Origin of the sequence: Marinobacterium sp. xm-m-312 (genome assembly GCF_013283295.1) — a bacterium.
In the GTDB taxonomy this organism is placed as follows: Bacteria; Pseudomonadota; Gammaproteobacteria; order Pseudomonadales; family Balneatricaceae; genus Marinobacterium_E.
The window spans coordinates 71329-86077 of the sequence record NZ_WBYS01000004.1 but is presented as its reverse complement, the minus strand read 5'-3'; the positions used below and the strand labels follow the sequence as shown (position 1 = coordinate 86077).

The window sequence follows — 14749 nt, the reverse complement described above, 5'->3', positions numbered from 1 at the left end:
GTGGAAAGGACTGTTGAAATGAATTCGGAAGACTTTACTTATGATGCCTCGCAGAGGTTGGCCTTAGTTCTCAAAGGAACAGGACTCGGGCTTTGGGATTGGAATCCGCAGACGGGGGACGTGGTGTTTGATGAACGGTGGTGCCAGATGTTGGGCTACCACCTCGATGAAATAGAGCCCAACGTAGAAAGTTGGAGGTCAAGAGTTCATCCCGACGACCTCGGTCAATGTTACGCTGACATTACCGCTCACATTGAAGGGCGCACTGAGTTCTACACAAATACTCACCGTATGCGTCATAAAAACGGCTCGTGGCTCTACATTTTAGATCGCGGTCAGGTAATGGAACGTGATTCAGACGGAATGCCAGTAAGATTTACTGGTTCGCATGAGGACGTAACCCTTCTGGTCCAAGCACGCAAAGAGCTGGAAGTGAAGACCGAACAGCTTGAATTGGCCAACCGACATAAAAACCAATTTCTAGCGAATATGTCACACGAAATTCGAACACCACTTAATGGCATTTTCGGCTCGTTGCAAGTTATACGAGGAAGGCTTGAGGATCAAAGCACTGTAGCGCGTTACACCAACCTTGCTTTGCAGAGCTACCACTCCATTATCGCTATCGTGAATGACATATTGGATCTGTCTAAGATGGCCGAGGACAAAGTTGAAATATACCCTGAGCCCAGTAGTGTTGCGGAAATGGTTTCCCTCGTAGCTTCAGAAATGAGAGCGGTAGCTTTGAATAAGGGGATCGCCTTATCGGGTTCTTGCTCTCCTGAACTCGCTAACCAGACTCGTTTGATCGACCGTACCCGTCTCGCTCAGGTTTTACGAAATTTTCTCTCGAATGCGGTCAAGTTCACTACCACGGGTTCGGTGACTCTGGATGCTCAGGTAGGCAATAACCCCGAGGAAGTGGTAATTACGATCACTGATACAGGGGTAGGTATTCCTGAAGACAAACTGAGCGCCATATTTGAGCCGTTTGAACAAGTGGAAGGCTCGCGTGCCGTCGAGCGCAGCGGCACAGGATTGGGCTTGCCAATCGCTAAGCGGTTGGTGGAGTTGATGGGCGGATCGATCACACTCGTGTCTACCGTGGGCGTAGGAACGACTTTTACGGTTGTCTTAAGGCTGCCTCAAACCACACTAGCGCGCACGGACAAGAGAGGCTCTATCGATAAGACGAAGCTTCAGCCAGCGAGAATCCTATTGGCTGAAGATGTTATGACGAATCGGATGATCTTCAACGCTTTGCTCAAAGATTGCCCCTATACAATCGATGAGGTCGAAAACGGTGAGTTGGCCGTTGAGCGAGCGCTGTCTGAGGACTACGACCTTGTGTTTCTCGATATACAGATGCCTGTCATGGATGGCCTATCAGCACTGCATGCGCTGAAGACTGTTGATTACCCTAAACCTATCATCGCCTGTACAGCAAATGTGATGAGGGAAGATGTCGCGCAGTACATGGATGCGGGGTTCGATTGCGTAATCGGCAAACCCTACCTTAAAGAGGATCTGGTGGCCTGTATACAAGCGGCTGTTACTCGGGAGAACTTGGCATCATCTGATCGTTAAAGGGCGGCTTTGTCCCGAAATTGATGCTTAGTCTCTAGGAGACTTGAGTCAACTTAATGACTCCTTAGTGCCGTTAAGAGACAAAAAAGAGAGCCGTAGCTCTCTTTTTTAAAATCACAGCATTCTGCTATGCAAAGTGCAGTGATGTTTAGTTGCTCATTATGCTTTAGCAGACATGAACTTTTTTAGTTCTTCGAACATTGGAGCTGAAGCGTAATCTTCTACACTCTGTTCCATCAGTTCAGTCAATTCAGCTTTAGCGGCTGCAAGTGCTGCGATCTCTTTCTCAGCAACTTCAGTCATTTTAGCTTCAGCTTCTTTCAAGTATTTAACTTGAAGTTCTAGAGCTGCTTTTGGATCTTTAACTTCAGTTAGAGATTTCATCTGTGAAAGAGATGCGTTAACAACCTCTGTTACATAAGATGATTGAAGACCAATTAGGGCTTCAGCAGTCTTCTTGTTGATCTCAGCCATCGCCATCATTGGCTTCATGCTATCTTTTAGTTCGTTCATCATGAGTCATACTCCTAATTTAATTTATTGTGCACTGCACCATAGGGTCAATATATTGTGGTTTTTGCTAACTGTCAAACCTTTTTGTGCACCGCAACAAAAATATATTTAGAAACTCCCACTGTGGTTTTTTTCACGAATAGGTATCATGGCGGCAACACAAGGAAACCGACATGCAACTCTCTATACTCTTCGAAGATGACTATCTTATAGCAGTAGATAAACCCTCGGGTTTATTGGTTCATCCGAGTTGGATTACAAAGCCTGATGAACCCACCTTAATGGGCCTGCTGAAAGAGCACTTTAATGCTGAAAAGCTGCATACTATCCACCGACTTGATAGGGCAACTAGTGGGGTTATGTTGGTTGGTAAAGAGCTTGAGTCATCGAAAACAATGCAAGAGCAGTTTCAGGCCAGAGGTGTAAAAAAAGAGTACGAGTGTCTTGTAAGAGGGTGGTTTAGTGAACCCCAGGGCAGAATTGATCATGCATTGGTGCCCAAATACGATAAATATGCAGATCCCCTAGCAAGCCAGGATAAAGAGGCCAAAGAGGCGGTAACCGACTTTGAAGTCATCGCGCAAACTGAGCTGGATATTCCGGTTGGGCGCTACTCAACATCCCGCTACAGCCTTGTAGCCTGTTTCCCGCACACAGGGCGTAAGCACCAAATTCGCCGTCACATGAAGCACCATCTTCACCCCATTATTGGCGATACCAAATACGGAGAGGGGCGTCATAATCGTATGTTTCGAGACCATTTCAACCTTCATCGATTGGTATTAATGGCGAGATCGATTCAGTTTTCCCATCCAGTGACTGATGAACTGATGACAATTCATGCCGATCTACCTGTTGATATAGAGCGGTTATACGAAGCGATAGGGCTGAATAAGTCCTAATAAATCGTGTTAGAATTTACACCTTATTAGTCCAAACCTTAAGAGTTCCTGATGAGCCGTCCTGACGATATCAATGCCAAGATCCAAACTGACAATGCCACTTCATCCAGTTTAGAGAGCGCACTTAAAAATAGCCCCGTCATCGCACTGATTGGTGCCATGGATCAGGAGATTGAACGCCTAAAAAACAGTATTCAATCTTTACAAGTAAGTGAAATCGCAGGCTTTACTTTTTTTTCAGGGCAGATCGACGGTGTCGACGTGGTGCTGCTTAAATCGGGCATCGGTAAGGTCAATGCTGCAGTGGGTACCACCTTGCTGTTAGATCACTTTAAACCAAGCTGTGTGATTAACACAGGTTCTGCTGGTGGCTTTGATCCAACGTTGAAAGTAGGGGATGTGGTGATCTCTGATGAGGTTCGTCACCACGATGTTGACCTAACCGTATTTGGCTACGAGATCGGTCAAATGGCTAGAATGCCTGCCGCTTACCTAGCGGATGAGTTGCTACTTAAGGTGGCTGAAGAGTCTATAGCTCAGTTTGAAAACACCGCATGTCAGCGTGGTTTAATCGCGACCGGTGATGCCTTTATGAGCGATCCAGAGCATGTTGAGAAGGTTAGAGCCAACTTTCCTACGATGAAAGCTGCAGAGATGGAAGCGGCTGCCATTGCACAGACCTGTTACCGCTTTGAGGTTCCGTTTCTAGTTATTCGGGCGTTGTCGGATATCGCAGGCCAAGAATCTAATGTCAGCTTTGATCAGTTCATCGAAACGGCATCAGAAAATTCGGCTCAGATGGTTTTAGCAATTGTTGCCAGACTTGCAAAACTAAGCTGATCCGAAGAGTCGCTGGTTGCTATTCAGCAGCCAGCTCTTTCAGATAGTTGACGACCGATTCACTGTCCCATTCGCGCTCACCGATCACCTTATCAATCACTTCGCCCTCTTTATCGAGCACAAATGTCATGGGTAATCCCTCAAGACGCAGAGTCATAAAGGCCGCTCCCGGCTCATCCAGCCAGATTTCGGGTTCTGCGCCATCAAAGTTCTCCAATACGAAGGCCTCCACCTGATCACTCATATCACCTACATTGATAGCTACCACTCGCGCGTGACCTTCAACAGCCTCCTCTAAACGCCCTAATGCAGGCATCTCACGAATGCAGGGCGGGCACCAGGTTGCCCAGAAGTTAATCAAGCGTACTTCACCTTGGTACGCATCAAGCGTGATAGGGTCACCCTCTAGGGTTTTGAAATCCAGCGGTGGAAGTTGCGCGGCCTGTGAAGTGATCGAACAAATCGATAAAAACATTCCTAGCGTATAGGACTTAATAGTGTGTAAGCTCATAGTTATTAATACGAATCATATAGAGAATAAGGATCATATCATGGCAAACGTTGCTTTTATTGGCTTAGGTACAATGGGTTACCCAATGGCAGGGCATCTTACTAAGGCGGGACATGAGGTCACTGTCTACAACCGAACCTTTGCTAAAGCAGAAGCCTGGGTCAGTGAATACGCGGGTAAAGCAGCTAAAACCCCACAAGCAGCCGCTGAAGGCTGTGACATTGTATTTGTGTGTGTCGGTAATGATGATGACCTATACCAGGTTACAACGGGCGACGAGGGTGCCATTAAAGGCATGAAGGCTGGTGCAATTCTCGTAGATCACACCACGGCATCCGCTGAAGCGGCTAGAACACTCAATACGGTTTGCCGCGAACAAGGTTTGGGATTCATTGATGCCCCTGTGTCTGGCGGACAGGCGGGCGCTGAAAATGGCGTGCTTAGTGTGATGTGTGGTGGTTATTCAGATGTCTACAAACAGGTTGAGCCTGTCATTGATGCGTATGCTAAATCACAAAGCTTGTTGGGTGATGCTGGAGCAGGGCAACTGGCTAAGATGATGAACCAGATCTGTATAGCTGGTTTGGTGCAGGGGTTAGCTGAAGCGATTCACTTTGGCCAGAAGAGCGGCCTTGATGTTGCCGCCGTCATTGATGTCATTCAGCATGGCGCCGCCGGTTCTTGGCAGATGGTTAATCGTCACCAAACAATGATCGACGAAAAGTATGACTATGGTTTCGCCGTTGATTGGATGCGCAAAGACTTAGGTATTGTCCTTAATGAAGCGCGCAGCAATGGCGCACGCCTTCCTGTGACAGCGATTGTGGATCAATTCTATTCGGAAGTTCAGGCGCTGGGAGGCAATCGTTGGGATACCAGCAGTCTGCTGAAGCGACTGCAGTCGATGGATAAATAGTTGTATATATCTTGCAGGAATTGATTTAGATCAATAAAATGCGTACCGTCTTAAATAAACAAATTAATGAGGTTTAGTCAGATGGGCTCAATCGACAAATACAACATGATTTCTCTAGCTCCAAGCCTAGTGATCATCGGTGCAATGCTTGTTATGACAGTAGTCGGCATTAAGCTTCTTAAAGGCGCTATTGCTAAAGATGCGGCGAAAGCTGGCGAATAAGCGACCTTGTTAAAAAAAACCGCCTTGATTGGCGGTTTTTTTTATGTCTGATCGATCATCGACTCTGCTTTATCTACCCAGGCCTCTGGCACAATAAACAGCCTTTCCACTAACTGTCTTGAACGGCCTTCGCCCAATACCACGAACAGTTGTTGTGGTCGGTCGATCACACTCTTTGCTCTCTTTAACAGGTTGCTTTTACTCACTGCGATGTCATGGATATGTGAAGGGGAGATCAACCACTCAGATCTCGATGGTATTAAAAAACGAACTGCGTCTGGGTATTCATCTAAGAAGCCTTCCAATTCGTTAACGCAAAGCCAGCGGCCACGAGGATGCTGCGGGTGAATGTTATCCGGTATCTTCGATTGGTTATCGCTGACATGGTAGAAGAGCCAGCCAAATATTTGTGCATAGCTCTCAACCGCCGAATCGACTCCTAACAATTGCAGAGCGCGTTTTGCTGGCTCAGACTCAAGAAGCTTTAACTGCTTGTTTTCTATATGTGTGATTTTTCTATCCAGAGAGTCCGTCAGACTAGGACCTAAATAGTCACTCATCTGGCCGCTACTCCCAACACGAAGATAAAATTTTATGGCGACCTCTATATGCTGCCAAGCGCCATCTTTGCAGACTAGAAAATCCGCTTCGCCTAAGGTTTTCTTATCCTCAATTATTTGAATATGACTTTTTAAATCAGTTATTTGAGGAAATGTTTTAAGATGAAGCTCGAATAGATCCTCAAAGTGAACACCCAGCCTGTGATGATTTTTAAGCTTCGGAATCAAGGAAGAGTTAATAGCGAGAGGGTTACGTCTAAACTTGTTTTCATCCACCAGGGTTTGGGCTTGGCTTAACCAGGCAAGTTCACTCGCTGTCTGCTCTGTTGTGTAGACGATCTTTTTCATAAAACACGCTGGCTGAATTTTAAATTCAAATTAACATTCTAGCGGCCAATACGGTACTCTATAGTCTCAATTTTAGTGAGCGAGTTAAGGAGCAGGGAATGGCTTTAATGACGAAACGTCAAGCTCAAGAGGCTGAAGCGGAAGCACGAATGGAGAAAACCACTCGTAGTCCACGTCTCTCTGATACGGATATTAATTACATCCTCATCAACGGTGCACAAATTGCACTGAGCAAAATGAAACGTGCCGATGCCTATGATGATCGTCTCTACTATCATGCGCAAATCAGTGCTTACCTTGAGGTGTCACTATCACGCGGCGCAGGGATTACAGATGATACACGTGATGATCTAAACAACCTCTATAAAGAGGCTACTTACATCTACATGGAATCTAAGCGACACAGCACTAAGGATTAATTGATTGACGCCTTTTGATCCTAAAGCCTTCTTAGCAACACTCCCTAACAAACCTGGCTGTTATCAGATGTACGACAGTTCTGGTGAGTTGTTGTATGTCGGTAAAGCAAAGAACTTAAAGAACCGTGTCTCAAGCTATTTCAGAGAGACTGGACTCTCTATTAAGACCCAAGCATTAGTCAGCAAAATTCAATCCATTGAGATTACGTCAACCGGTTCTGAGACAGAAGCACTGCTGCTAGAGCAGAATTTAATTAAGCAGTATCGACCGCCTTACAACATATTGTTGCGTGATGATAAGTCTTACCCCTACATATTGATCACCGATAAAGACGAATTTCCAGCCGTTAGGTATCAACGCGGAAAACGTTCTCCCAACGGTTCACTATTTGGCCCTTTTCCTAGCGGTGGGGCGGTAAAAGAGAGTCTGAACCTTCTACAAAAGCTGTTTAAAGTACGTCAGTGTGACGACAGTTTTTTCCGTAACCGCTCTAGACCCTGCCTGCAGTACCAAATAGAGCGCTGCAGCGCTCCTTGTGTGGGTTTAGTTGACGATGCGGATTATCAGCGTGACGTGCGTCATACCAAGCTTTTTTTGCAGGGTAAAAATCCAAAAGTGATGAGTGAGCTCGCATCCGAAATGGAGGCTGCCTCTCGTCAATTAGCGTTCGAAAAAGCCGCTCAGCTTCGGGATCAATTGGCTCGCTTGCAGCACGTACAAGAGCAGCAGACCGTTATCGGTCAAAAAGGTGAGGCGGATGTCTTTGGCGTAGCCGTTCAACCTGGCGGCGTTTGCGTACACGTTCTTTTTGTCCGTCAGGGGCGAGTTATTGGCTCCAAAGTGTATTATCCCCGAATTGCTATCGAAGACAGTGCAGAGGATGTCTTAAGCGCTTTTATTGCTCAGTTTTACTTGGCTGGCGGGCGCGAGATACCAGAGTCTATTATTACGGCGATTGAACTGCCCGAGTCTAACCTTCTCAGTGAAGCTCTTAGTCAAATGCGCGAACGTAAAGTCTCTATTACTAGTAAAGTGCGTTCTGATCGCAACAGTTGGCTTAAGTTAGCTCAGCAAAATGCCGAACAGAATTTACAGTCACAGCTGGCCAATAAACAAAATATCTATAACCGATTCCTAGATCTTCAGTCAGCGCTAGGCATGGAGGAGATCCCCTCAAGACTTGAGTGTTTCGACATCAGCCACTCCAGTGGAGAGGCTACTGTGGCCTCTTGTGTAGTGTTTGATCGGAATGGCCCGCTGAAACGTGACTATCGTAAATATAATATCGAAGGTATTACTGGGGGTGATGACTACGCCGCCATGAACCAAGCCTTGCACCGTCGTTTTGAAAAGGCGACCAGTGCGGATGCAATACTCCCTGATATCCTGGTTATTGACGGGGGTAAAGGACAGGTAGCTCAGGCTGTTGAGGTGCTTAATGAGCTCAATATTCAAGGGATCAAGGTAATTGGTATCGCGAAAGGCCCAACACGTAAAGCGGGCTTTGAAATTCTGATTGATGCCGAAACAGGCAGCGAGAATATATTGCAGTCTGACTCTCTTGCGCTTCATTTGTTGCAACACATCCGTGACGAATCCCACCGATTTGCCATCACGGGTCACCGTGCGCGTCGTGCTAAAGCGAGAAAGCAGTCACTACTCGAAGGCATTGATGGCGTCGGCCCTAAACGCCGTAGAGAGCTACTGAAACATTTCGGAAGTGCGAAAGCGGTTGAGTCAGCAAGTGTTGAAGAAATCGCAAAAGTCTCTAGTATTAGTAATAGTCTTGCAGAGACGATCTATCTCGCTCTGCACCCCGATAGCTAAAGGTGCTTCTCTGCATGAATCTACCCAACGTATTAACTCTGTTACGTATTGTTTTAATTCCATTTTTCATCATTGCATACTACTGGCCGACACCTTTTGCCGGTTGGATATCAGCAGGAATCTTTGCCTTAGCGGCCGTTACTGATTGGTTGGATGGTTATCTCGCTCGCAAATGGCAGCAAGAGAGCAGCTTTGGGGCATTCCTTGACCCTGTGGCCGATAAGTTAATGGTCGCTGCGGCTTTGATTTTACTGGTCGATACCTATGGACGTCTCTTTTCTGATTGGCCTGCCATTCTCTCGATTCCAGCCATCATCATAGTCGGTCGTGAAATCGTGATCTCTGCATTGCGTGAATGGATGGCTGAAATAGGGGAGCGCGCTCAGGTTGCCGTCTCTATGATTGGTAAAGCTAAAACAGCCCTTCAAATGCTAGCCATCTTTATCATGATTGGTGCTGCGCCCGGAACGACTCTGGCCTGGATCGGGGTCGGTATTCTCTATGCTGCTGCGCTACTAACGCTATGGTCTATGTTTGTCTACCTGCGTGCTGCTTGGCCACACCTTAAACCTAATCAGTGATAGGCATTAAAGTCGAGTAAGTGGTTATTTTTTAAGCAGATCTAATTTCAATCTAGCGATTGACAGGGTGGGTGAAGCGTCTATAATACGCGCCACTTGTTCAGCAAGTGCGGGAATAGCTCAGTTGGTAGAGCGCAACCTTGCCAAGGTTGAGGTCGCGAGTTCGAGCCTCGTTTCCCGCTCCAATATGGCGAGTTGGCAGAGCGGTGATGCAAATGATTGCAAATCATTACTAGGCCGGTTCGACTCCGGTGCTCGCCTCCATATTCTCTTCCTAAAGATCTCTCTTTAGGGATGTATCAAACGATACACATCATCAATGCCCTGGTGGTGGAATTGGTAGACACAGCAGACTTAAAATCTGCCGGCCGTTAGGCTGTACCGGTTCAAGTCCGGTCCGGGGCACCATTTTTATCTACTTTTTCTTGTCTACTTTCAACTTCTTGCTAAATTGAATTTACTTTTAACATTCTTATTAAGCAGTTGAGATATGTCTAAAAAAACCATCCTTTGCATTGACGATGACTCGTTTACTCTTGCCCAGATCCGTGATGCTTTGGAGTCTGATTATAAATTGGTCTGTGCAGTTGATCCTGAAGTGGGACTTTCATTAGCGGTCAAACGCCAACCCGATCTGATTCTACTTGATGTCAATATGCCGGGAATGAATGGATTAGAGTTGGCTGATCTGCTCGACAAAATCACCATGACCAGCAATATACCTGTGATTTTCCTGAGTGCATTTGCCACCCCTGAGATACAGGAGCGTGCAGAACAGTTAGAAGCAAAGGCGTTTTTAACTAAGCCATGTAACGGTCGTTACATTAAAGAGATGGTCGCTAAGTTTTTAGAGACTGAGTAGATACTTTGTTAGATCGCACTCCCTAAGCTGAGTAGCGATCTAACATCTCCTGCGAACTTAACGGTTTGCTGAAATAGTAGCCTTGAATGTAATCGCAACCCAGCTCTTTCAGAGCAAGCAGTTGCTCCTCTTGTTCCACACCCTCAGCGATCACTTTGATTCCTAGCGATTTTGACATCTGAATAATCGCTTTACAGACGGATAGGTTTCGACTGTTTTCGGGTAGTCCGTCGATGAATACTTTATCGATTTTCAAATAATCAATTTTAAAGTCCAGTAGATAAGATAAGGCAGAGTAACCGGTTCCGAAGTCATCCAACGCCAGCTCAATCTGATTTTGTGAACAGTATCCCATTAAATCATTGAGCTTTTCAGACGGAAGAAAGAGCGAGCCTTCAGTCAATTCAAGCCGTAACTTGAGCAGTTTTCCATGGTTTAAGTTAGAGAGGAGATTGATGATATCTGAACTACTATTTTCACCAGTATTAATGCTTCGTGCAGAGACGTTCACAGAGAAAACGGGCAAAGGGTCTATAACGGCTTGCCACTGCTGAGCGGCCTCAATCGTCTTATGAAAAACTCGCTCATCCAGTTGCGCAATAATACCTATCTCTTCTGCAATTTGAATAAACTCATCTGGTGAAATTTGGCCATAGTAGGGGTGATGCCACCGCGCTAAGGCTTCAACACTGTATAACTGCTCAGTATCACAACTAATAATTGGCTGAAACATCACCTCAATTTGATCATCTGCAACCGCCTGTTTTAGATCTGCGATGAGTGTTTGACGCCTAATCGAAGCGGTCGTCATTTCAGGTGAATAGAAGATAAATTGATTGTCTCCGAGCTGTTTTGCTCGATAGAGCGCCTGCTCAGTAAACTTCAGCAGGTCGGTTGCATCAAGTGCATCTGATGGAAATTCAGCCGCACCAATACAGCAGGAGATATCGTATTGCTGATTTTGATAGAAAAATGGTGCTTGAATGTCGGATCGAATTTTAATCGCTAAATCGACTATGTTGGTTTTATTCTTTTGATTACCGATGAGCAACAGGAACTCATCACTACCGACTCGCGCCACTATGTCTTGGTCAGACACATTAGTATGAATGCATTCAGCAACATGAATCAGTATCGCATCGCCGCAACCATGACCGTAACTGTCATTAAACGATTTAAACCGATCTATATCCAGTGCAAGTAGTGTGTAGCGGTGCCCAGTATTAGCCTCGTGAATAGATGAATTCAAACAACCCACAAAGTAATTACGATTAGGTAGTCCAGTCAGGGCATCACAGTTTGTGTGTTGCCAGATGAGCTTTTCACGACGCTTATCTTTGGTGATGTCTCGACCAAAACCAATCAACCCGACAATTTTTCCATCACTGTTCCTAAGGGGTAACTTTGAACAAAGATTAAATGTCTCACCGCCCTTAGGCCAGGTTTCAGTATAGAGTTTGGCAAGCAGTGGCTCACCAGTCTGCATAAGGTCCAACTCTTCCTGTCTCATCGCTTCTGCATGTTCAGCAGTGTAAAAGTCAAAATCACTCTTGCCCAGTATTTGGTCAACCTCCTTAAGCCCATAATGTAGGGCTAGGTTCCTATTTGCGTAGATCAAGGTTGACGATAGATCTTTAATAAATATCTGGTCAAAACAGTTGTCTAGTATCACGTTCAATAGTGGCTGGTCCCTGAGCCACTCAGTCGTCAGGGAATCCATAATTTCTGCTTTATAGCGTGACATAATTGATGCCTTAGTAGTTAACTATCTTAAGCATAGTTTAAAATTGAAATAATGCATTCTTACAAAAGATGATTAACAGGTAGAAACAAAGAATAATGATAAATCTTGAGGTAAATATGTCTAAAGTGGCTTTTATAGGTATTGGCTTAATGGGGTTGCCCATGACTAAACGGTTGTTGAATGATGGTTTTGAGTTAACCGTCTGGAACCGAACCCAAGACAAATGCCTACCTTTAAAAGAGTCTGGTGCTGTCATTGCCAACGATCTTAGCGAAATCAGCGGCAGTGAAATCATCATTACCATGCTAGCGGATGGCCAGGTTGTTGAAGAGGTCGTCTCTCAGCTTTTAACTAAACTCACGAAGCAGCACTTGGTAATCGACATGAGTTCTACATCTCAAAAAGAGGTCATGAGTATCGCTGACAAAGTTGAATCAACCGGTGCTCGTTTCATAGACGCCCCTGTGTCAGGAGGAGTAAAAGGCGCCGAAGAGGGTACACTGGCCATTATGGCAGGAAGTCGTGATGAGCGAACATTCGAAGAGGCCAATGTCGTTTTTTCATCAATGGGGCGAGCCACAAGAGTAGGGGATGTAGGATCTGGTCAGCTATCTAAACTGGCCAATCAGGCTATAGTAGGCGGTACCATCGCTATTGTATCGGAGGCTGTATTGCTGCTGGAACGAGCAGGCGTTGATTCTGAAGCCTTTAGACGCGCACTGTCAGGCGGGTTTGCTGATAGCACCATCCTTCAGTTACACGGTAAGCGTATGAGCGAACGAACATTTGAACCGGGCGGCAAAGTCACAACTCAACTCAAAGATGAGAAAAATGTTCTCGAAGCTGCGCAATCATTGAACTTAGAGCTGCCTGTTACAAAAGCCATTTATGAGCGGTATCAAGATCTTTCTGAGAATATGGGTAAAGGTGACTTAGATCACTCTGCGCTTTTCCTACAGTTACTCAAAATTAATAATTTAGGCTAGAATGCAATAAAACACTCTAGGGGAAATAGCATGCAGGGCAGTAAAGTCGTAAGTAAAAGCGCTTTGAAAGTGTATGTCCGTATGCATGATGGGGCCCGTCTAGTCGGAGCATTCTATCTAGCCCCAGGGGAGCGACTTCAAGATATTATGAATGATGACCGCTCCTTCATCCCACTCTACCTAGACGACACCAAAGAGAACAACCCGGTTGTGATGATATCTAAACGTTATGTCTCTCAAGTTGAAGAGATAAAGGACAGTAGAGACAATTCATCAACAACCACGAACACCAATCGTCCGATGAACTTTACCCTAGCGGATGAGCAAAACTCGCCTGACTCATTAAAAAAATTAGAGCTCGAGTAGCGATTGGCATAATTCCTGCTATGTTTTAACTAAAGTTATTAGTTAAAGCAGTGACCATTGAAGCAGAATCGATCAAACAATCATCAAATCGAGTCAGACACGCAATATACAAAGTTGTGTAAAGCCTTTGATTCACTCGATGAATCTCAATTTGATATTGTCATAGACTCTAGTACTGAGAAGGTTCATTTAGATGCCAGGGCTCAGCAGTTTTTTGTCTTATCAACACCTCTACCTCTGAATCAGTTCGACGCTTATTTCACCCCAGCTAATAAACTCATTGAAACGGCACCAATACGGTCTGGCACCAACTTTCGATACAGAGGAATTGATAAAGAGGTGCATCATCTGTCAGCCTATGAAACGAGAACAGAAACTGCGCCTCATTTAAAACATATTCGCTTTAAGCGTATCGATCTCTTTGATCCATCAAAATTGACCGAAATCGAAGAGAAACTGATCAATCAGAGGCAATTGTTCGCCATCATCTCTCACGAGATGAGAACGCCTGTCGCTACCCTGCAAATGCTTATTGAAGATCTAGAGCAGGGTGCTCCTAGTCCAAAACATACAGAACAGATGAAAAATACCGTTGATCATCTGATGTCTGTACTGCAGGACATGACCCAAGCCGTTAATCCTGAAAGGGCGCTACCAATAAGCAAGACAGCATTCCACCCTAATCAGCTATTAATCGATGCTCATTCACAGATGACAAGGTTAGCTGAGCTTAACGGTATGGTTGTGAAATTAGAGCTCATCGATAACGAAAATATAAGACTTGAGTCAGATAAACAACGTATAAAAATCATAGCGTTAAATCTGATAAAGAATGCAATACATCACTCAAAAGGCAGCACAATTAATGTGAAGGTTGAGTGGATACAAAGAGTAGATAAGGGTTACTTGGTGCTCACTGTATCTGACGATGGCCAAGGAATACCGAAAGAGGCAACCAATAAGATCTTTGAGCCGTTTGAAAGGCTGGGCACAAAGGTTGATGGCAGCGGACTTGGTTTGTTTATTGTAAGGCAATCACTCAACGAGCTGCATGGCGACGTTGATGTCGATCGAAATGAGCAGGGTGGCGCTCGTTTTGTTGTCAAGATACCTATGGTTGACCTTAATGCAAAGCAGTCTGAGCCAGTATTTAGGCAAGAATCTAAAGATACTGGAGATCTGCTTAAACGCCTAAACCTACTGGTCGTTGAAGACGACCCCATCATAAGAATGGTCTCTAAAAACCTACTGGGTAAATTAGTAAACCAAGTTGATGTCGCGGAGAATGGCCATCTAGGCTACGAAATGGCCACTAGCAAAGAGTATGACCTCATTCTAAGCGATTTCTTTATGCCTGTTCTGGATGGCCGGCAAATGATTCAAAAACTTAGAAAAGAGGGTGTGTCTGTACCCATAGTGGCAGTGACCGCTGCCGTCATGGGGCAGGAGTCAGAGGCACTACTCGATGCTGGTGCGAATAAAGTCATCGCAAAACCGATATCAATGAATACCTTTCTAGAAGTTGTCGAGCAGTGTGTTGCTAGATAACAGCCCATCTTATGTA

15 protein-coding genes, 3 tRNA genes and 1 pseudogene are annotated in these 14749 nt (G+C 45.3%); 15 read left to right on the top strand and 4 right to left on the bottom strand.

The window, feature by feature from the left end:
- Window positions 1-18 precede the first annotated feature (18 nt).
- Window positions 19-1587, top strand: a complete 1569-nt coding sequence (locus tag XMM312_RS06145; protein WP_173488872.1) for a PAS domain-containing hybrid sensor histidine kinase/response regulator — start codon at window positions 19-21, stop codon at window positions 1585-1587.
- A 159-nt stretch (window positions 1588-1746) separates the two neighbouring features.
- Here XMM312_RS06145 and XMM312_RS06140 read toward each other — a convergent pair whose 3' ends face one another.
- On the bottom strand, window positions 1747-2103 hold the full coding sequence (locus XMM312_RS06140) for a phasin family protein (RefSeq protein WP_173482481.1): 357 nt from the start codon (window positions 2101-2103) through the stop codon (window positions 1747-1749).
- A 167-nt stretch (window positions 2104-2270) separates the two neighbouring features.
- Here XMM312_RS06140 and XMM312_RS06135 point away from each other — a divergent pair.
- Together XMM312_RS06135 and mtnN are read left to right on the top strand one after the other, a co-directional pair.
- Window positions 2271-3002 (top strand): annotated as a pseudogene (locus XMM312_RS06135) (RluA family pseudouridine synthase); the annotation flags it as partial.
- Between the two features lie 51 nt (window positions 3003-3053).
- Window positions 3054-3842 (top strand): 5'-methylthioadenosine/S-adenosylhomocysteine nucleosidase, encoded by a 789-nt coding sequence (mtnN, locus tag XMM312_RS06130; protein WP_173480920.1) that lies wholly within the window; start codon window positions 3054-3056, stop codon window positions 3840-3842.
- Window positions 3843-3861: 19 nt separating this feature from the next.
- Here mtnN and XMM312_RS06125 read toward each other — a convergent pair whose 3' ends face one another.
- Complete coding sequence (locus tag XMM312_RS06125) at window positions 3862-4353, bottom strand: TlpA disulfide reductase family protein (protein ID WP_173488871.1); 492 nt, start codon at window positions 4351-4353, stop codon at window positions 3862-3864.
- 40 nt (window positions 4354-4393) lie between these two features.
- Here XMM312_RS06125 and XMM312_RS06120 point away from each other — a divergent pair, with 40 nt between their 5' ends.
- Together XMM312_RS06120 and XMM312_RS06115 are read left to right on the top strand one after the other, a co-directional pair.
- Complete coding sequence (locus tag XMM312_RS06120) at window positions 4394-5269, top strand: NAD(P)-dependent oxidoreductase (protein ID WP_173488870.1); 876 nt, start codon at window positions 4394-4396, stop codon at window positions 5267-5269.
- A gap of 81 nt (window positions 5270-5350) precedes the next feature.
- Window positions 5351-5491, top strand: coding sequence for a hypothetical protein (locus tag XMM312_RS06115; protein WP_173480923.1), 141 nt, complete (start codon window positions 5351-5353; stop codon window positions 5489-5491).
- A gap of 41 nt (window positions 5492-5532) precedes the next feature.
- On the opposite strand, the gene XMM312_RS06110 is transcribed toward XMM312_RS06115, so the two are convergent.
- Window positions 5533-6399, bottom strand: coding sequence for a DUF1853 family protein (locus XMM312_RS06110; RefSeq protein WP_173488869.1), 867 nt, complete (start codon window positions 6397-6399; stop codon window positions 5533-5535).
- Window positions 6400-6497: 98 nt separating this feature from the next.
- Between XMM312_RS06110 and XMM312_RS06105 the strand changes: the two genes are divergently transcribed.
- The 7 genes from XMM312_RS06105 (at window position 6498) to XMM312_RS06075 (ending at window position 10089) form a co-directional block, all read left to right on the top strand.
- Complete coding sequence (locus XMM312_RS06105; RefSeq protein WP_254442870.1) at window positions 6498-6818, top strand: high mobility group family protein; 321 nt, start codon at window positions 6498-6500, stop codon at window positions 6816-6818.
- A gap of 4 nt (window positions 6819-6822) precedes the next feature.
- Window positions 6823-8646 carry an excinuclease ABC subunit UvrC gene (uvrC, locus tag XMM312_RS06100; protein ID WP_173488868.1) on the top strand — a complete coding sequence of 608 codons (1824 nt, stop codon included), beginning with the start codon at window positions 6823-6825 and terminating at the stop codon, window positions 8644-8646.
- 14 nt (window positions 8647-8660) lie between these two features.
- Complete coding sequence (gene pgsA, locus XMM312_RS06095; RefSeq protein WP_173480926.1) at window positions 8661-9227, top strand: CDP-diacylglycerol--glycerol-3-phosphate 3-phosphatidyltransferase; 567 nt, start codon at window positions 8661-8663, stop codon at window positions 9225-9227.
- A 109-nt stretch (window positions 9228-9336) separates the two neighbouring features.
- A tRNA-Gly gene (locus tag XMM312_RS06090) sits at window positions 9337-9412 on the top strand.
- Between the two features lie 4 nt (window positions 9413-9416).
- Window positions 9417-9491, top strand: a tRNA-Cys gene (locus XMM312_RS06085).
- A 57-nt stretch (window positions 9492-9548) separates the two neighbouring features.
- Window positions 9549-9635 (top strand) — tRNA-Leu (locus XMM312_RS06080).
- A gap of 82 nt (window positions 9636-9717) precedes the next feature.
- Entirely contained in the window at window positions 9718-10089 is a 372-nt protein-coding gene (locus tag XMM312_RS06075) for a response regulator (protein ID WP_173480927.1), read from the top strand.
- Between the two features lie 22 nt (window positions 10090-10111).
- On the opposite strand, the gene XMM312_RS06070 is transcribed toward XMM312_RS06075, so the two are convergent.
- Entirely contained in the window at window positions 10112-11833 is a 1722-nt protein-coding gene (locus XMM312_RS06070) for a GGDEF domain-containing phosphodiesterase (protein WP_173488867.1), read from the bottom strand.
- A 116-nt stretch (window positions 11834-11949) separates the two neighbouring features.
- On the opposite strand from XMM312_RS06070, the gene XMM312_RS06065 reads away from it, so the two are divergent.
- Genes XMM312_RS06065 through XMM312_RS06055 form a run of 3 tightly spaced genes read left to right on the top strand, consistent with a single transcriptional unit; the run spans window position 11950 to window position 14733 of the window.
- Window positions 11950-12819, top strand: coding sequence for an NAD(P)-dependent oxidoreductase (locus tag XMM312_RS06065; protein WP_173488866.1), 870 nt, complete (start codon window positions 11950-11952; stop codon window positions 12817-12819).
- 30 nt (window positions 12820-12849) lie between these two features.
- On the top strand, window positions 12850-13185 hold the full coding sequence (locus tag XMM312_RS06060) for a hypothetical protein (protein WP_173480932.1): 336 nt from the start codon (window positions 12850-12852) through the stop codon (window positions 13183-13185).
- A 57-nt stretch (window positions 13186-13242) separates the two neighbouring features.
- Window positions 13243-14733: a hybrid sensor histidine kinase/response regulator gene (locus XMM312_RS06055; RefSeq protein ID WP_173488865.1), complete on the top strand. Its 1491-nt coding sequence runs from the start codon at window positions 13243-13245 to the stop codon at window positions 14731-14733.
- Window positions 14734-14749: the final 16 nt, after the last annotated feature.